This window comes from Enterobacter sp. BIDMC93 (assembly GCF_001037805.1).
GTDB classification, from domain to species: domain Bacteria; phylum Pseudomonadota; class Gammaproteobacteria; order Enterobacterales; family Enterobacteriaceae; genus Enterobacter; species Enterobacter hormaechei_C.
This window is the reverse complement of the sequence record NZ_KQ089962.1, coordinates 3,234,761-3,251,647: the sequence shown is the minus strand read 5'-3', so window position 1 is coordinate 3,251,647 and position 16,887 is coordinate 3,234,761. Positions and strand designations below refer to the sequence as shown.

The window sequence follows — 16,887 nt, the reverse complement described above, 5'->3', positions numbered from 1 at the left end:
GAGGTTATTATGCTGTCGCGTCGCCAGGGTCGACTCAGCCGTTTTCGCAAAAATAAACGCCGCTTACGTGAACGCCTGCGTCAGCGGATCTTTTTCAGAGACAGGATGATGCCAGAAGCGATGGATAAACCCAGAGTGGTGGTGTTGACCGGGGCGGGGATCTCCGCCGAATCCGGTATTCAGACCTTCCGCGCGGCGGACGGACTGTGGGAAGAACACCGAGTTGAAGATGTGGCGACGCCGGAAGGTTTCGCCCGCGACCCGGCGCTGGTGCAGGCGTTCTACAACGCCCGCCGTCGCCAGCTTCAGCAGCCGGAGATTGCGCCGAATGCGGCGCACCTGGCGCTGGCAAAGCTGGAGGAAGCGCTGGGGGATCGTTTTCTGCTGGTCACGCAGAACATCGACAATCTTCACGAAAGGGCCGGAAACCACAACATCATTCACATGCACGGCGAACTGCTCAAGGTGCGGTGCGCATGGAGTGGTCAGGTGCTGGACTGGAAAGAGGACGTGCTGGACGAAGACCGCTGCCACTGCTGTCAGTTCCCTTCGCGTCTGCGTCCGCATGTGGTCTGGTTTGGCGAAATGCCGCTGGGAATGGATGAGATCTACAGCGCCCTGGCTATGGCGGACGTCTTTATCGCCATTGGTACCTCAGGACATGTCTATCCGGCGGCAGGATTTGTTCACGAAGCGCGACTGCAAGGTGCCCATACGGTGGAGCTTAATCTGGAGCCAAGCCAGGTCGGGAGCGAGTTTGAAGAGAAACATTACGGTCTGGCGAGCGAGGTGGTGCCAGCCTTTGTGGATAAACTCCTGAAGGGGCTGTAAGAGTAACGGGCGACATTGCGTCGCCCGTTATGCATTAACGGCCTGCTTTTAGCTTCTGATAATACTCTTCATACAGGCGGCTCGCGTCACCGACGTCGTTCTGCCATTCCCCTTTGCTGATGGTTTCAGCGTCCGGATAAAGCGATTTATCATTTGCCACTTCAGGGCTTAACAGCTTCCGCGCGGCCAGGTTTGGCGTCGGGTAGCCGATGGTTTCCGCCACCTCTTTTGCCACATCCGGGCGCAGCAGGAAATTAATCAGCTTCAGGGCACCCTCGACGTTTTTCGCATTCGCCGGGATCGCGAGGCTGTCCATCCAGAAGATGCCGCCCTCCTTCGGCCAGACCACCTCCAGCGGCGTCCCGGCCTGACGCGCCACAAACGCAGAGCCGTTCCAGACCATACCCAGATTCACTTCACCTTCCATATACGGGTTAGCCGGGTTATCCGAGTTGAACGCCGCCACGTTTGGCATCAGCTTTTTCAGTTCGTTATACGCCGCTTCGATCTCTTTCGGATCGGTGGTGTTACCGGAATAGCCGAGTTTACGCAGCGCAACCTGGAACACTTCGCGCGCATCGTCGGTTAACAGCAGGCTGCTTTTGTATTCCGGCTTCCACAGGTCAGCCCAGGATGAAACCGTTTTTGGATCAATGGCATCGCTGTTGACGCCAATTGCCGTCGCGCCCCAGATGTACGGAATGGAGTAGTCGTTGTTCGGGTCGAACGGCTTGTTTAGCATCTCAGGATCGAGGTTTGAAAAATTGGTTAGCTTCGTTTTGTCGATCTTCTGGATCATGCCTTCTTTGCGCATCTTGTCGACGAAATAGGTCGACGGCACCACCAGGTCATACGCGCCATCTTTATAGGTTTTGAGCTTGGCGTACATGGTTTCATTCGACTCGTAGGTCGAATAGATCACCTTGATGCCCGTCTCTTTGGTGAACTGCTCCAGCAGGCCCGGCGGCACATACTCGGTCCAGTTGTAGAAATAGAGCGTTTTGCTGTCATCAGCATGCGCGGCACCCATTCCGAGCACCAGTGCCGCAGCGGCAAGCATTTTTTTCATTTCTGTGTCCCCTGAGATTTTGTTTTATCACGAGCAATAACCTGGCTGGCAATTACCAGAACCAGCGATAACACCAACAGAATAGTCGCCAGCGCGTTCACTTCGGGTGAAACACCGACTTTAACCATTGAGTAGATCTTCAACGGCAGAATTTCATAGCTCGGCCCGGTGACGAAGGAGGACACGACCACGTCGTCCATCGACAGGGTAAAGCTGAGCAGCCATCCTGCTGCCACGGCGGGCATCGCCAGCGGCAGAATGATTTTGCGCAGAATGGTCATCTCGCTCGCACCCAGATCTTTCGCCGCTTCCAGCATGCGTACGTCGAACCCTTTCAGACGCGCGTAGACGGTTACCACCACAAACGGCAGACAGAAGGTGATATGCGAGAACAGCAGCGACCAGAAACCGAGCTGGACGCCCAGCAGCATAAACAGCACCAGCAGTGAAATGGCCATCACGATATCCGGGGACATCATCACCACAAACAGCATGCCACTGACGAACGGCTTACCGCGAAAACGGTAGCGGTACAGCGCCACGGCGGTCAGTGAGCCAATCAGCGTCGCGAAGGTGGCAGAAAATACCGCCATCGTCAGCGAGTGCTGAGCGGCCTGTAGCAGGCTGTCATTGTTCATCAGCAGGCCATACCATTTGGTGGTAAACCCTTGCCAGTTGATCCCGAAGCGTGAGCTGTTAAAGGAGTTCACGATCAAAATGATTATCGGAATATAGAGATACGCATAAATGGCGGTCATAAAACCGCCGCGAAGCAGTCGACCGATCATTCCAGCTCCACCTTCTTATTCAGCAGGCGTGATGCACGCCAGTAAACCAGCAGCATCAGCCCCATCACCACCGTCAGCGTTATGCTGGTGGCCGAGCCGAACGGCCAGTCGCGGATATTCAGGAACTGGCTCTTAATCACGTTACCGATCAGCAGGTTTTTCGCCCCGCCCATCAGGTCCGATACGTAGAACAGGCCCATCGCAGGCAGCATGACCAGCAGACAGCCGGCGATAATACCCGGCATGGTCAGCGGAATAATGATGCGGACAAAGGTTTGTAACTTACTGGCGCCCAGGTCTTTCGCCGCTTCCAGCAGCGGTTTATCGAGCTTTTCAATGCTGGAGTAGAGCGGCATCACCATAAACGGCAGCAGGATATAGACCAGGCCGACAATCACCGCGCCCGGGGTGAACATGATGCGGATCGGCGTCTCGATCACCCCCAGCCACAGCAGAAACTCGTTCAGATAACCTTTGGTGCTGAGGAAGATTTTCAGCCCGTAGATGCGGATTAACGAGTTGGTCCAGAAGGGTACAATCAGTAAAAACAGCAGCAGCGGCCGTACTTTTTGCGGCAGGCGGGCCAGGAACCAGGCGAATGGATACCCCAGCACCAGACAGGCGAGGGTAGCAATCAGCGCCATATTGAGCGAGTGCAGCAGCACGTCAAAATAGAGCGGATCGAGCAGGCGCGCGTAGTTGTCCAGCGTAAAGACCATCGTCACGAAGTTCGCGTCGTCGCGGGTCAGGAAGCTGGTCACGATGATCATCAGGTTGGGAAGAAAGACAAACAACACAAGCCAACCGACGATCGTGGCAATCACCACATTCTGGAACTTATTTGTGTTCTTCATCAGCCAGTACAACCTCCCAGCTTTCTACCCAGTTGATGACCATTTTCTGATCCAGCGAGTGGTCGAAGTCCGGATCGTCCTCGTTAAAGAACTCGCTGACCATCACCATTTTGCCGTTTTCCAGTTCCACAACGGATTCGAGGGTCATCCCTTTGTAGTTGCGTTCGCGAACGTAACCGATCAGACCTTCGACGTCAGCCGTGTCGTGGATCTCATCAACGCGGAGATCTTCCGGGCGCAGCAGGACGTTGAGCTTTTGACCCTTCTCGACGGCAAAGTTGACGGTAATATTGCATTCGCGGCCTTCCACGTTCGCGCGAACGCGCCGATCGTCCAGATGCTCGATCACCGTGGCGTTAAAGATATTGATTTCGCCTATAAAGCTGGCGACGAACAGGTTTTTCGGCTCTTCGTAAATTTCACGCGGGGTGCCATCCTGCTCAATCTTGCCGTCGCGCATCACCACGATACGGTCTGACATGGTCAGGGCTTCTTCCTGATCGTGCGTGACAAACACGAACGTGATGCCGAGCTTACGCTGAAGCGCTTTCAGCTCGTTCTGCATCTGCTTGCGCAGCTTGTAGTCCAGCGCAGAGAGGGATTCATCCAGCAGGAGCAGGCGAGGTTTGTTGACCACGGCGCGGGCAATGGCCACACGCTGCTGCTGACCACCGGAAAGTTGATGCGGCTTGCGCTGGGCGAACGCCTCCAGCTGTACCATGCGCAGGGCTTCGGTAACCCGAGGTGGGATCTCGCTGGCCGGTGTTTTTTGCATCCGCAGGCCAAACGCCACGTTCTCAAACACGGTCATGTGCGGGAACAGGGCATAGCTCTGAAAGACGGTATTGACGTGGCGATCTTCGGCTGGAACCTGGGTTATGTCCTGGTTCTCAAGATGGATATGGCCGTTATCGACGCTTTCCAGCCCGGCGATAAGGCGCAGGACGGTGGTTTTGCCGCAGCCGGAGGGGCCGAGCAGCGTGAGAAACTCACCGTCATTGATGGTCAGATTAAGGTCGGAAATGACATCTTTGCCATCGAAACTTTTACGAATTCGTTCCAGTTGCACCAGCGGTGAAAGGGAACGGGGTTGTGTATTCAATTTTCGCGCTGTCCCATATAGACGCCTCAGGCAGCAGACTGAAGCGGGGTTTGTGTGTAACCACCTTGGTGACTCGTAATGAGGGCGGACATTCTACGGCAAACCCATTGAATCGCCAATCCTTCTCACTTATTCATAAGCTACATTTATTAACGCACAACGATATAAACGTAAAAAGTTCTCGTTTGCGGGATAAAAGTGACCTGACGCAATATTTGCGTTTTGCTGCTTAATGATAATGTTGTCACAAAAAGTGAGGGTGACTGCATGGATAAACTACTTGAGCGTTTCTTACATTACGTTTCGCTGGATACCCAATCTAAGCCGGGGGTCCGACAGGTGCCAAGCACCGAAAGCCAGTGGAAGCTGCTAAATCTGCTGAAAGAGCAGCTGGAGGCCATGGGGCTGGTTGATGTCACGCTCAGCGAAAAAGGGACCGTGATGGGAACGCTGCCGGCGAATATTGACGGCGATATCCCGGCAATTGGCTTTATTTCTCATGTCGATACCTCACCTGATTTTAGCGGTAAACACGTAAACCCGCAGATTGTTGAAAACTACCGCGGCGGTGATATTGCGCTGGGCATTGGCGACGAAGTGCTGTCGCCGGTGATGTTCCCGGTACTGCATCAGCTGCTGGGGCAGACGTTAATCACCACTGACGGCAAAACCTTGCTGGGGGCCGATGACAAAGCGGGCATCGCCGAGATCATGACGGCGCTGGCGGTGCTGAAGGGCAAAAATATCCTACATGGCGATATCCGCGTGGCCTTCACGCCGGATGAAGAGGTTGGAAAAGGCGCAAAACACTTTGACGTTGAGGCGTTTAACGCGCAGTGGGCCTACACCGTCGACGGTGGCGGCGTAGGTGAACTTGAGTATGAAAACTTTAACGCGGCATCGGTGACGATCAAAATCGTTGGGAATAACGTGCACCCGGGGTCTGCGAAAGGGGTGATGGTGAATGCGCTGTCGCTGGCTGCGCGTATTCATGCGGAAGTGCCCGCCGAAGAGAGCCCGGAGATGACGGAAGGGTATGAGGGTTTTTATCATCTGACCAGCATCAAGGGGACCGTGGACAGCGCGCAGATGCACTATATTGTCCGCGATTTCGACCGCAAAGCCTTTGAAGCGCGCAAGCGTAAGATGATGGAAATCGCGAAAAAGGTCGGCAAGGGGCTACATCCGGATTGCTATATTGAACTCATCATCGAAGACAGCTATTACAATATGCGCGATAAGGTGATGGAGCATCCGCATATTCTTGATATCGCCCAGCAGGCGATGCGCGATTGTGACATCGAGCCGGTGATGAAACCGATCCGTGGCGGTACCGATGGTTCACAGCTGTCGTTTATGGGCCTGCCGTGCCCGAACCTGTTTACCGGTGGATATAACTACCACGGCAAGCATGAGTTCGTGACGCTGGAAGGGATGGAGAAAGCGGTGCAGGTGATCGTGCGGATAGCGGAGTTAACCGCGAAGCGGTAATGTTTTATGCCGGGTGGCGGCTACGCCTTACCCGGCCTACATTTCGATCGTAGGCCCGGTAAGCGCAGCGCCACCGGGCAATGGGCAAGGAGTGCCAATGTCAAACTACCGCCGCCACTACATCCCCGGTGGGACCTGGTTTTTCACCGTCAATCTGCAAAACCGCCAGAGCGATTTACTTACTCGCCACATCGACAGCCTGCGTTCCGCTACCGCCACGGTTAAGCGTGCGAAGCCCTTCACCATTAACGCCTGGGTTATCCTGCCTGAACATATGCACTGTATCTGGACCCTGCCGGAAGGGGACAGTGACTTTTCAGCGCGCTGGCGCGACATCAAAAAAACGTTTAGCCGCAACATTGAAATGCGCCACGTCTGGCAACCGCGTTTCTGGGAGCACACTATTCGCAATGAGCAGGATTATCGGCGGCATATGGATTACGTCTACATCAATCCGCTGAAGCATGGCTATGTCGGGAAAGTCGTCGACTGGCCATATTCAACGTTTCATCGGGACGTGCGGGAGGGGTTATATCCGGCAGACTGGGCGGGTGAGATTGAGGATTTTGCGGCGGGGGAGCGGAAGTAAAACAAAGCCCGGTGGCGCTTCGCTTACCGGGCCTACGGGTGCAATATGTAGGCCGGGTAAGGCGTAGCCGCCACCCGGCAAACATCATGGCTCAGTCCTCAAAAAACCAGTACCCGCTGTTCACCAGCGCGGCCAGCATGGCGAGGAAGGAGGGATCGTCCAGTGCGTCGCCAAAGGTATCCGCAGTCAGCACCATATGGCTGGCAATCGCTTCCAGCGCCGGGCGATGCGGAGAGTCCAGGCGCTCGCCGTTGACGAATACCTCTTCGCCAATGCGTAGTACGCGTAATCCGCCCAGACGAACCAGCTTATCGCCCTGCTGGAGCGCATCATAAATTTCATCTGCCTGATACGGCGGCTCTGGCGGTGCGACGTCCAGTTCGTGACGCGACTGGCTGATAAACTCGCCAAACCACTGTCTGAAGTGCTCCGGTTCATTGATCAGATCCAGCATCATCCCGCGCAGCTTATCCAGCTCCTCTGGCAGAATATCCGCCGGGTGCTCACGCGCCGGAACGTCCGGATCGCTGTAACGGTAGCTGCCCAGCTCACGCTGTAAAACATAGTCAGCAAATCCGCTGATCATCTCGCGCCCGCTTGGCGCGCGGAAACCAACCGAATAGTTCAGCGAGTTTTCCAGGGAATAACCTTCATGCGGGAAGCCCGGTGGGATATAAAGAATGTCACCTGGTTCCAGCTCTTCATCAATGATCCCTTCAAACGGATCAACCTGAAGCAGATCCGGGTGCGGGCAGTGCTGCTTCATTGGCACTTTTTCGCCCACGCGCCAGCGACGGCGACCGGTACCCTGAATGATAAACACGTCGTACTGATCCAGATGCGGACCCACGCCGCCACCGGGAACGGAGAAGGAGATCATCAGATCGTCCATTCGCCAGTCTGGCAGGGCGCGGAAGGGACGCATTAAGGCTGCGGTGGGTTCGTGCCAGTTGTTGACCGCCTGTACCAGTAAAGACCAGTTGTTTTCGCCCAGGTGATCGTAGCTTTCAAAGGGACCGTGGCTGACCTGCCATTTCCCGTCCTGGTGGCTCACCAGACGGCTGTCTACCTCGTTTTCCATCGCCAGACCAGCGAGTTCGTCAGGAGAAATAGGGTCGATAAAATTGCTGATCCCGCGTTTAAGAACGACCGGGCGTTTTTGCCAGTAACGTTCAATAAATTCGGGCCAGTTAAGCGTTAATTGATAATCCATATTTTTGTATTCCGCAGGCTCTTACTGAGACGGATTATAACGGAAGCACCGCCCCCTGACTGCGAGATCCGCGTATTTTTCACATTTCGGGTCAACTATCGTTCGATACGGGATGCTGGCGGCCAAAAATGACTTCCATCCGGGCACCGCCCAGCAAACTTTCACCGGTTTCAATCTTGCCCTCGTACTGATCGACGATTTCCCTGGCGACGGATAATCCGACGCCCTGGCCTGGCCGCAGCGTATCGGCGCGCTGGCCGCGATCGAACACCACTTCGCGTTTATTACGGGGAATGCCAGGACCATCATCCTCAACGATAATATGCAGTTCGTTATCCGTTACCCGCGCGGACACCTCGACAAACTCCAGACAATATTTGCAGGCGTTATCGAGCAGGTTTCCCATCACTTCCATAAAGTCATTTTTCTCACCGACAAAGCTAATTTCCGGTGAGATATCCAGACTGATGTTGACCCCTTTACGCTGGTACACCTTGTTCAGCGCAGAGGTGAGGTTATCCAGCAGCGGGGCTACCGGGTGCAGTTCACGGCTCAACAGGGCGCTTCCGGAACGCATGCTCGCGCGGTGCAGGTAATAGCCGATCTGCTGTGAAATACGGCTGATTTGTTCCAGCATCACCGGCTCGGCGTCATCCACGCTCATTTTCGAACTGCGCATGGAACGCAGGGTACTCTGCATCACGGCCAGCGGGGTTTTCAGGCTGTGCGTAAGGTCGGTGAGCGTCGTGCGATACTTGTCGTAGCGTTCACGTTCGCTTTTCAGCAGGCGGTTGAGGTTGCGCACCAGGCTGGTCAGCTCACGCGTGGTCTCCGGGTTTAGCTTCTCGCGGTGATGTTCCTCCAGCTCGCGCACCTCTTTGGCAAGGGATTCAATCGGGCGGAGGCTCCACCACGCAGCAACCCACAGGAGAGGGATCACCAGCAGCAGGTTGGCAGCCAGAACATACACAAACCAGTTCCAGACCATATACGAGCGTTTCAGCTCAACCGGTATGGTATCGATCACCACAATGGTTAACTGCGGCATGTTCAGGGTGGCGGGGTAAAGGTTGATGGCCACAGAGTGGGTCATCTCCGTGTCGTCATCTTCGGCACGGATCTCATTAAGCTTGATCTGTAAGGCGCGATCGTCACGCAGCAGGCTGCTGGTGGAGTTGAGGTCGGCTTCTATTTCATGAAAACCATTGGTTTTCAGCCATTCCGGACGGATGCGCTTTTTCAACCACGGGACATCGCGCTGGGCCCACAGCAATTTCCCTTTTTCATCATAGATCAGCGCCAGCGTCGGGCTCTGCTGATTCAGGTTTTCCGGCATCTCGACGGTGATTCGGTTGTTCTCCCACTTCGCCAGGGTATAAAATAGGTTACTTTCGCCGCGAAGCAGGCGGAAGGTGGTTTTATCGAAGCTCACGCTATAACCGACCAACGCCACCATCCCGTAAGAGAGCGACAGCACCAGCACGACGGCGGCGGTTGCCAGCAAAAAGCGAACCCGCAGCGAAAGGGGTAAAATATGGCGCAATATCCCTTTCATTTAGCGTAATTCGAACAGGTAGCCCTGACCACGCACGGTGGTGATCACGTCATGCGGGTACTGCGCCTGAATTTTTTTACGCAGGCGACCCATCAGTACGTCAATGGTGTGGCTTTCGCGCAGCTCGGCATCCGGATAGAGCTGAAGCATAAGGGAATCTTTGCTCACCACTTTACCGTTGTTACGGATCAGCGTTTCCATGATGGTATATTCGAATGCGGTCAGCTTGATCACTTCATCATTAATAGAAAATTCGCGGCGAGAGAGGTCCACCTGGAACGGCGGCAGAGAGATAACCTGTGACGCCAGCCCACTGTTGCGGCGCAGCAGCGCCTGCATACGCGCAGCGACTTCTTCAATATGGAAGGGTTTGGTCACGTAGTCATCCGCGCCAGCGCTCAGGACTTCAACCTTGTCCTGCCAGCCTTCGCGGGCAGTCAGCACCAGCACCGGCAGGGAAACGTCATGGCTACGCCAGCGGCGGATAAGGGACAATCCGTCTTCATCCGGCAGCCCTAAATCGACAATGGCGATGTCCGGCAGGTGTTCATTGAGATAATAATCGGCCTCTTTTGCGTCTTCAGCATCATCCACCTGATGACCCATCTCCTGAAGTTGAACTTTCAGGTGATGACGTAGCAATGCGTTATCCTCAACAACCAGTACGCGCATCATCACTTCTCCCTTTATAAATGGTATGAATAGTTTAACGCTGATTATTCAGGTTGACACCAGCGCAATGAAATTAAATGATTTTTTCATGCTCCCGAACACAGGGGGGGATGACGCCAGGCACCTGATTATTAAGTATGTTGACCTGAGCCTGGTTCATATCACCCACCCAACTCACGTAAGCCTCATGCGCCCCCAGCAGGCGCGGGTAATATAAACGGACTTGTTATCGCAAGCTTCCGCAATCCGGATAAAACAGCCATCCGTTTATGAACTGTTGAAGGCGAGTCGCTTTTTGGACAGCACGGGCACGCCAGTTTTGTAAATATTGCCCTTTTTTTTGTAAGGATGTTCTCACTATGCCTGGCTTTGTCTACGCTTATTTTATGGTGCGAAATTAGATTTGCATAAGATGTGCCAGAAAAGCAGCATTTTTACACAACAAAACAGCAATATAGCGAGTAAAGAGGATTTTATGGAATGGAAGGTTGTTGAGACTATTGCGAGCCCGGAAAGCGGAACCATCTTTTGCAAAGTTGAAACACAGTATGGCCTGAATTATATCCTGTGGTTAAAGGGAGATTATTACGTTCGTACAGGTGAAATCATCACTACTTCAAACCAGGGGATCCTGATTAACGATCGGCGGCGTAGAGTATGGATAGCGCAGGCAATGCCCTTTACATCAATAGGCTGGATGGGGTTCAAACAGAAAAACGCGTGTCCAGGCAACCGACAGGAGATGGATCGCCCGTGCACGGCTGAAACCCCGTGCCAGTTCAAACTGTGCCCGTTCGGCTTAAAACGGTATATTCCGGAAAGTTATTCCACGGCAAAAAATAACAATCAGCCTGACGGCAGGCTCTAATCCCGGCAAAACAGATAATGTGACGTGAAATGTCGGCTCGATGATGTAAAGCAGCCCCCTTTCCAGGTGGAAAGGGGGAAGGGCGATTACTTCAGCTCGTCAACCATAGCGATGGCACGGCCAATATAGTTTGCCGGGGTCATCTCTTTCAGGCGCGCTTTTTCTTCTTCTGGCAGCGCCAGACCGTCGATAAACTGTTTCATACCTTCAGCATCAACGCGTTTACCGCGGGTCAGCTCTTTGAGTTTCTCGTACGGTTTTTCGATGCCGTAACGACGCATCACGGTCTGAATCGGCTCCGCCAGCACTTCCCAGTTGTGATCCAGCTCGTCCAGCAGACGGTCGCGGTTAACTTCCAGTTTGCTCACACCTTTCAGGGTGGACTGGTAGGCGATCAGCGCGTAGCCAATACCTACGCCCAGGTTACGCAGCACCGTGGAGTCAGTCAGGTCGCGCTGCCAGCGAGATACCGGCAGCTTGCTCGCCATATGCTGCAACACGGCATTCGCCAGACCCAGGTTACCTTCGGAGTTTTCGAAGTCGATTGGGTTCACTTTGTGCGGCATGGTGGACGAACCGATTTCCCCGGCTATGGTCTTCTGCTTGAAGTGGTTCAGGGCGATGTAACCCCATACATCACGATCGAAGTCGATCAGGATGGTGTTGAAGCGCGCAATGCAGTCAAACAGCTCGGCGATGTAGTCGTGCGGCTCAATTTGGGTGGTGTACGGGTTCCACTGGATCCCCAGAGAGGTCACAAACTCTTCGCTGAACTGGTGCCAGTCCACTTCCGGGTACGCGGCGATGTGGGCGTTGTAGTTACCCACCGCGCCGTTGATTTTGCCGAGGATCTCAACCTGCTCCAGCTGACGATACTGGCGTTCCATGCGGTACGCCACGTTCGCCATCTCTTTACCCATGGTGGATGGGGTTGCTGGCTGGCCGTGAGTACGGGACAGCAGCGGAATGTCGCGGTATTCCACGGACAGCGCTTTCACCGCATCAATGATTTTACGCCAGTAAGGGAGTACTACCTCTTTCCGCGCGGTAGAGAGCATCAGCGCGTGAGACAGGTTGTTAATATCTTCAGACGTACAGGCGAAGTGAATAAATTCAGATACCGCGTGCAGGGCAGGGGCGCTTGCCACTTTCTCTTTCAGGAAGTATTCAACCGCTTTCACGTCGTGGTTGGTGGTGCGTTCGATGGTTTTAATGCGCGCGGCATCTTCTTCGCTGAACTCAGCAACGATTTTATCAAGGTAATCGTTTGCCTTTGCGTCAAAAGCAGGAACTTCCTTGATTGCTGTCTGGGCGGCCAGCTTTTGCAGCCAGCGTACTTCAACCTGAACACGGAACTTCAGCAGGCCATATTCGCTGAAGATCCCGCGCAGCGCGCTGACTTTATCGCCGTAGCGTCCATCGACAGGGGATACGGCGGTCAGTGAGGATAATTCCATAATTCGCAACTCCGGGAGGTTAACAATGAGCAAGAATTTGTTTTGCCTGAGTCGTCAGGCGATGACGAGAAAACATTAACTGTAGGCGGCCACCGCCGACCTGTTGCCACAGCACGGCGGCACGGATGCCTGCCAGCAGCGAAGCGCGTACCTTCGCCTGTACCTGTGGGCTTTGCAATACGGCAGGCGAACCGGTGACCTGAATACGCGGGCCGAGCGGGCTAATCACGTCAACGTAGATACCGGCCATCGCGCTGAGCAGGGTCTCAGACTGGAGGTCAAAGTGGTCGAGCTGGCGCTGTAGCCCGGCGATGCGGTCGCCCAGGGTATTCATTGCGCCTTTTGCCGCATTAAGCTTACGTTCCAGCACCATCAGGCTTAAGGTGTAGCGGGTCAGTTCCGCGTTCAACCCCTGACGGTTGCTGGCGTTGAGCACGCCGAGCAGAGTTTCAAGACCGAGACGAAGATTGGTTTCACTGCCGCCAAAGACGCCCAGCGTGGAGCCTGGGTTAAGATCGATAACGCTGTTGAGTGAAACGTGCAGGGCATCAGCGTCGCAATGACCCTGATGCGCCAGCTGTTGCACCAGACGGGCTGACTGGCAAATTCCCGCCAGCGCCAGGGTGATGTCATAATAGTTCTTCGCCACACGGTCTCCTTTATGTGTGCAAACGGTTTAAACAGCAGGCAGCGGCAGGCGCTGTTCAATGATCCCACCGCCGAGGCAAATTTCGCCGCTGTAGAAAACAGCAGACTGGCCAGGGGTAACGGCGGAAACCGGCTCGTCGAAACGCACGTCAATGCGATCGTCATCCAGTGCGGTTACGGTGCAAGGGATGTCCGTCTGGCGGTAGCGCGTTTTCACTGTGCAGCGTAGCGTGCCTTTCAGCGGCTCGCGATCGACCCAGTACAGCTGTTGCGCGATCAGTCCAACGGACATCAGGCGCGGGTGGTCGTGACCCTGAGCCACAACCAGAATATTGTTTTCGACGTCTTTGTCGACCACGTACCACGGATCTTCGCTGCCCTCTTTGGTGCCGCCGATACCCAGACCTTTACGCTGGCCGAGAGTGTGGTACATCAGCCCCTGGTGCTGACCAATCTCATCGCCGTCAACGGTGACGATTTTGCCCGGCTGTGCAGGCAGGTAGCGCCCCAGGAACTCGCGGAATTTACGCTCGCCGATAAAACAAATACCGGTGGAGTCTTTTTTCTTCGCGGTGATCAGATCCAGATCTTCAGCAATCTTACGCACTTCCGGCTTTTCCAGCTCGCCGACCGGGAACAGGCTCTGGGCAATCTGTTCGTGGCTCAGCGTATAGAGGAAGTAGCTCTGATCTTTGTTGCCGTCCAGGCCGCGCAGCAGCTGGCTTTTGCCATTCACATCCGCGCGACGCACGTAGTGGCCGGTCGCAATGTAGTCTGCGCCCAGGTCTTCCGCGGCGAATTCCAGGAAGGCTTTGAATTTGATCTCTTTGTTGCACAGGATATCCGGGTTTGGCGTGCGGCCCGCTTTGTACTCTTCGAGGAAGAGTTCAAAAACGTTGTCCCAGTATTCTGCGGCAAAGTTAACGGTGTGCAGTTCGATGCCGAGCTTATCGCACACGGCCTGCGCATCGGCGAGATCCGCAGCGGCAGTGCAGTATTCCTCGCCATCGTCTTCCTCCCAGTTCTTCATGAACAGGCCCTCCACCTTATAGCCCTGTTGCTGCAACAGGTAGGCGGAAACGGAGGAATCGACACCGCCGGACATGCCGACGATTACTTTTTTCTGGCTGTTATCTGACATGGAATACTCACGACATTGAACTTCAAGGCGGCGTATTCTATCACGCCCCCCCACCATTGACACCCTCTGTAAACGGCCAGTTAAACTCTGCAATGATATCCAGCGGCAGGCGCGCCGCAGACTGCCAGCAGCGGATGCTTTCCGCCACCAGCGGCGAACGCAGGTTTGGCGCGTTCAGGATCTCCTCGGCAGTCACCCACAGGCAGCGATCGATATCGTCGTCGTGCGGTTCAGTGGCGCACGTTTCGTTAAGTTCAACGGCGAATAAGAAGCGCAGGAAAGGCGTCTGGTCAGGCGCTATCCACTGATGCATACGGATAAAATGCTGCGGTTCGGCGCGGATACCCGTCTCCTCCCACAGCTCACGGGCTGCCGCCTGGCGTAAGGTTTCATTGGCTTCAAGATGCCCGGCAGGCTGGTTCCACAGCGCTTTGCCGTTGATGGTCTCTTCCACCACCAGGAATTTCCCCTGCGCATGGACCACGCAGGCGACCGTAACATGAGGTTTAAACATCAGTTCTCCTTAGGGGTAACATCCCGCCATTCCCCGTTTGCCAGCGAGTCCAGCGTGTAGCTGCCCATGGCATAGCGAATGAGTCGCAGGGTAGGGTAGCCCACATGCGCAGTCATGCGCCTGACCTGTCGGTTGCGGCCTTCATAAAGGGTTATTTTAAGCCAGCTGGTGGGAATGGATTTCCGCTCACGAATCGGCGGGTTGCGCGGCCACAACCACTCGGGTTCATTCACGCGCTCAATACCAGCCGGCAGGGTGGGACCGTCGTTCAGCGTTACGCCGTTACGCAGTTTTGCCAGCGACGCGTCGTCCGGCTCGCCTTCAACCTGCACAAAGTAAATTTTCCCGGTACGCTTGCCCGGCTGAGTGAGCCTGGCCTGGAGCACGCCGTCATTGGTGAGCACCAGCAACCCTTCGCTGTCACGATCAAGACGTCCCGCCGCGTACACTCCCTGAACGGGAATAAAGTCCTTCAGCGTGCTGCGCCCGGCCTCGTCGGTAAACTGTGGCAATACATCGTAGGGTTTATTGAACAGTATGACCCGCGTTGGCTGGGGTTCTGGCGTTCTTCTGGTGGCTTGTCGTGAGCTGAATCGCTCAACCCGGTGTTTTCTAAAAGAAGTTTTCGTCATGGTATTTTCAGGCGTTATCAATTGCCGCATTATAGCCTAATAACGAAGACCTTTCATGGCGTCGGACAATCAGGTACTATCGGAAGGCTCATTACAATTTATTAACATAAGATCAGTAACAACCAGAAGCGCTCGAAGGAGAGGTTAATGGAAAGCAAAGTAGTTGTTCCGGCGGAAGGTAAAAAGATCACCCTGCAAAACGGCAAGATTAACGTTCCTCACAACCCGATTATCCCGTTCATTGAAGGCGACGGTATCGGCGTAGACGTTACCCCGGCAATGCTGAAAGTGGTTGATGCCGCTGTTGAGAAAGCCTACAAAGGCGAGCGTAAAATTTCCTGGATGGAAATTTACACCGGTGAAAAATCGACTCAAGTTTATGGCCAGGACGTCTGGCTGCCAGCCGAAACGCTGGACCTGATCCGCGACTATCGCGTTGCTATCAAAGGCCCTCTGACCACACCAGTTGGTGGTGGCATTCGCTCCCTGAACGTGGCGCTGCGTCAGGAACTGGATCTGTATGTGTGTCTGCGTCCGGTGCGTTACTACCAGGGCACCCCAAGCCCGGTTAAGCACCCGGAACTGACCGACATGGTTATCTTCCGTGAAAACTCAGAAGACATCTACGCCGGTATCGAATGGAAAGCGGACTCTGCTGATGCAGAAAAAGTGATTAAATTCCTGCGCGAAGAGATGGGCGTGAAGAAAATTCGCTTCCCTGAGCATTGCGGCATCGGCATCAAGCCATGCTCCGAAGAAGGGACCAAGCGTCTTGTACGTGCCGCCATCGAATACGCTATCACCAACGATCGTGACTCTGTGACCCTGGTTCACAAAGGCAACATCATGAAGTTCACCGAAGGCGCGTTCAAAGACTGGGGCTACCAGCTGGCGACCGAAGAGTTCGGCGGTGAACTGATCGACGGCGGCCCATGGCAGAAAATTAAGAACCCGAACACCGGTAAAGAGATCATCATTAAAGATGTGATTGCCGATGCGTTCCTGCAACAGATCCTGCTGCGACCTGCTGAGTATGACGTGATCGCCTGTATGAACCTGAATGGTGACTACATCTCCGATGCGCTGGCCGCGCAAGTGGGTGGTATCGGTATCGCCCCGGGCGCGAACATCGGTGACGAGTGCGCCCTGTTCGAAGCAACTCACGGTACTGCACCTAAATACGCAGGCCAGGACAAAGTCAACCCAGGCTCTATCATTCTGTCCGCAGAGATGATGCTGCGTCATATGGAATGGTTCGAAGCCGCAGACCTGATCGTTAAGGGTATGGAAGGCGCGATTAACGCGAAAACCGTCACCTATGACTTTGAACGTCTGATGGAAGGCGCTAAACTGCTGAAATGCTCAGAGTTTGGCGACGCGATTATCGCGAACATGTAATCCACTCGCTGGGTTAAATGACAACGGGAGCCTGAGGGTTCCCGTTTTTTATGCACACAAGACGG

17 protein-coding genes are annotated in these 16,887 nt (G+C 54.6%); 5 read left to right on the top strand and 12 right to left on the bottom strand.

The genetic code is table 11. The features are described 5' to 3' along the window. Positions 1-9: 9 nt before the first annotated feature. A complete protein-coding gene (gene cobB, locus SK58_RS15210; protein WP_006809226.1) occupies positions 10-831 on the top strand; it encodes a Sir2 family NAD+-dependent deacetylase in 822 nt (273 codons plus the stop codon). A gap of 34 nt (positions 832-865) precedes the next feature. On the opposite strand, the gene potD is transcribed toward cobB, so the two are convergent. From potD to potA, 4 genes are read right to left on the bottom strand one after another with little or no spacing between them, the layout of a single operon-like run. Further along, positions 866-1,900 (bottom strand): spermidine/putrescine ABC transporter substrate-binding protein PotD, encoded by a 1,035-nt coding sequence (gene potD / locus SK58_RS15205; RefSeq protein WP_015570806.1) that lies wholly within the window; start codon positions 1,898-1,900, stop codon positions 866-868. Further along, positions 1,897-2,688, bottom strand: coding sequence for a spermidine/putrescine ABC transporter permease PotC (potC, locus tag SK58_RS15200; RefSeq protein ID WP_015570805.1), 792 nt, complete (start codon positions 2,686-2,688; stop codon positions 1,897-1,899). Before potC ends, potD begins: the two co-directional genes overlap by 4 nt. Continuing rightward, the gene (potB, locus tag SK58_RS15195; RefSeq protein ID WP_048220174.1) at positions 2,685-3,542 is read right to left on the bottom strand and encodes a spermidine/putrescine ABC transporter permease PotB; all 858 of its coding nucleotides are present in this window, start codon (positions 3,540-3,542) and stop codon (positions 2,685-2,687) included. Before potB ends, potC begins: the two co-directional genes overlap by 4 nt. After that, on the bottom strand, positions 3,526-4,674 hold the full coding sequence (gene potA / locus SK58_RS15190) for a spermidine/putrescine ABC transporter ATP-binding protein PotA (RefSeq protein ID WP_162837483.1): 1,149 nt from the start codon (positions 4,672-4,674) through the stop codon (positions 3,526-3,528). The genes potB and potA overlap by 17 nt, the downstream gene beginning before the upstream one ends. A gap of 237 nt (positions 4,675-4,911) precedes the next feature. On the opposite strand from potA, the gene pepT reads away from it, so the two are divergent. Both pepT and SK58_RS22740 read left to right on the top strand, forming a co-directional pair. Beyond that, positions 4,912-6,135, top strand: a complete 1,224-nt coding sequence (gene pepT / locus SK58_RS15180) for a peptidase T (protein WP_048220173.1) — start codon at positions 4,912-4,914, stop codon at positions 6,133-6,135. 97 nt (positions 6,136-6,232) lie between these two features. Next, positions 6,233-6,724: an REP-associated tyrosine transposase gene (locus SK58_RS22740; RefSeq protein ID WP_017384707.1), complete on the top strand. Its 492-nt coding sequence runs from the start codon at positions 6,233-6,235 to the stop codon at positions 6,722-6,724. 91 nt (positions 6,725-6,815) lie between these two features. Here the strand turns inward: SK58_RS22740 and SK58_RS15170 are convergent, their stop codons facing one another. The 3 genes from SK58_RS15170 to phoP form a co-directional block, all read right to left on the bottom strand. Then, the gene (locus tag SK58_RS15170) at positions 6,816-7,937 is read right to left on the bottom strand and encodes a ribosomal protein uL16 3-hydroxylase (RefSeq protein WP_017384706.1); all 1,122 of its coding nucleotides are present in this window, start codon (positions 7,935-7,937) and stop codon (positions 6,816-6,818) included. Positions 7,938-8,028: 91 nt separating this feature from the next. Beyond that, the gene (phoQ, locus tag SK58_RS15165) at positions 8,029-9,492 is read right to left on the bottom strand and encodes a two-component system sensor histidine kinase PhoQ (protein ID WP_015570801.1); all 1,464 of its coding nucleotides are present in this window, start codon (positions 9,490-9,492) and stop codon (positions 8,029-8,031) included. Then, positions 9,493-10,164, bottom strand: a complete 672-nt coding sequence (phoP, locus tag SK58_RS15160) for a two-component system response regulator PhoP (protein WP_026094318.1) — start codon at positions 10,162-10,164, stop codon at positions 9,493-9,495. A gap of 475 nt (positions 10,165-10,639) precedes the next feature. Here phoP and SK58_RS15155 point away from each other — a divergent pair, with 475 nt between their 5' ends. Then, positions 10,640-11,032 (top strand): hypothetical protein, encoded by a 393-nt coding sequence (locus SK58_RS15155; RefSeq protein ID WP_023303483.1) that lies wholly within the window; start codon positions 10,640-10,642, stop codon positions 11,030-11,032. A gap of 86 nt (positions 11,033-11,118) precedes the next feature. Here SK58_RS15155 and purB read toward each other — a convergent pair whose 3' ends face one another. Genes purB through rluE form a run of 5 tightly spaced genes read right to left on the bottom strand, consistent with a single transcriptional unit; the run spans position 11,119 to position 15,454 of the window. Beyond that, positions 11,119-12,489, bottom strand: coding sequence for an adenylosuccinate lyase (gene purB, locus SK58_RS15150; RefSeq protein WP_048220172.1), 1,371 nt, complete (start codon positions 12,487-12,489; stop codon positions 11,119-11,121). Between the two features lie 19 nt (positions 12,490-12,508). After that, positions 12,509-13,138: a high frequency lysogenization protein HflD gene (gene hflD / locus SK58_RS15145; RefSeq protein WP_006809213.1), complete on the bottom strand. Its 630-nt coding sequence runs from the start codon at positions 13,136-13,138 to the stop codon at positions 12,509-12,511. Between the two features lie 27 nt (positions 13,139-13,165). Then, positions 13,166-14,278, bottom strand: coding sequence for a tRNA 2-thiouridine(34) synthase MnmA (gene mnmA / locus SK58_RS15140; protein ID WP_039271081.1), 1,113 nt, complete (start codon positions 14,276-14,278; stop codon positions 13,166-13,168). Positions 14,279-14,318: 40 nt separating this feature from the next. After that, the gene (locus SK58_RS15135) at positions 14,319-14,792 is read right to left on the bottom strand and encodes an NUDIX hydrolase (RefSeq protein ID WP_015570797.1); all 474 of its coding nucleotides are present in this window, start codon (positions 14,790-14,792) and stop codon (positions 14,319-14,321) included. Beyond that, positions 14,792-15,454 carry a 23S rRNA pseudouridine(2457) synthase RluE gene (gene rluE / locus SK58_RS15130; protein WP_017384702.1) on the bottom strand — a complete coding sequence of 221 codons (663 nt, stop codon included), beginning with the start codon at positions 15,452-15,454 and terminating at the stop codon, positions 14,792-14,794. Before rluE ends, SK58_RS15135 begins: the two co-directional genes overlap by 1 nt. Before the next feature lie 117 nt (positions 15,455-15,571). Between rluE and icd the strand changes: the two genes are divergently transcribed. After that, positions 15,572-16,822: an NADP-dependent isocitrate dehydrogenase gene (icd, locus tag SK58_RS15125; RefSeq protein WP_003857898.1), complete on the top strand. Its 1,251-nt coding sequence runs from the start codon at positions 15,572-15,574 to the stop codon at positions 16,820-16,822. Positions 16,823-16,887: the final 65 nt, after the last annotated feature.

Bases quoted from the DNA above. Each gene is read 5' to 3' on its own strand.
- cobB (WP_006809226.1), top strand. From the start codon at position 10: ATGCTGTCGCGTCGCCAGGGTCGACTCAGCCGTTTTCGCAAAAATAAA.
- potD (WP_015570806.1), bottom strand. From the start codon at position 1,900: ATGAAAAAAATGCTTGCCGCTGCGGCACTGGTGCTCGGAATGGGTGCC.
- potC (WP_015570805.1), bottom strand. From the start codon at position 2,688: ATGATCGGTCGACTGCTTCGCGGCGGTTTTATGACCGCCATTTATGCG.
- potB (WP_048220174.1), bottom strand. From the start codon at position 3,542: ATGAAGAACACAAATAAGTTCCAGAATGTGGTGATTGCCACGATCGTC.
- pepT (WP_048220173.1), top strand. From the start codon at position 4,912: ATGGATAAACTACTTGAGCGTTTCTTACATTACGTTTCGCTGGATACC.
- SK58_RS22740 (WP_017384707.1), top strand. From the start codon at position 6,233: ATGTCAAACTACCGCCGCCACTACATCCCCGGTGGGACCTGGTTTTTC.
- SK58_RS15170 (WP_017384706.1), bottom strand. From the start codon at position 7,937: ATGGATTATCAATTAACGCTTAACTGGCCCGAATTTATTGAACGTTAC.
- phoQ (WP_015570801.1), bottom strand. From the start codon at position 9,492: ATGAAAGGGATATTGCGCCATATTTTACCCCTTTCGCTGCGGGTTCGC.
- phoP (WP_026094318.1), bottom strand. From the start codon at position 10,164: ATGCGCGTACTGGTTGTTGAGGATAACGCATTGCTACGTCATCACCTG.
- SK58_RS15155 (WP_023303483.1), top strand. From the start codon at position 10,640: ATGGAATGGAAGGTTGTTGAGACTATTGCGAGCCCGGAAAGCGGAACC.
- purB (WP_048220172.1), bottom strand. From the start codon at position 12,489: ATGGAATTATCCTCACTGACCGCCGTATCCCCTGTCGATGGACGCTAC.
- mnmA (WP_039271081.1), bottom strand. From the start codon at position 14,278: ATGTCAGATAACAGCCAGAAAAAAGTAATCGTCGGCATGTCCGGCGGT.
- SK58_RS15135 (WP_015570797.1), bottom strand. From the start codon at position 14,792: ATGTTTAAACCTCATGTTACGGTCGCCTGCGTGGTCCATGCGCAGGGG.
- rluE (WP_017384702.1), bottom strand. From the start codon at position 15,454: ATGCGGCAATTGATAACGCCTGAAAATACCATGACGAAAACTTCTTTT.
- icd (WP_003857898.1), top strand. From the start codon at position 15,572: ATGGAAAGCAAAGTAGTTGTTCCGGCGGAAGGTAAAAAGATCACCCTG.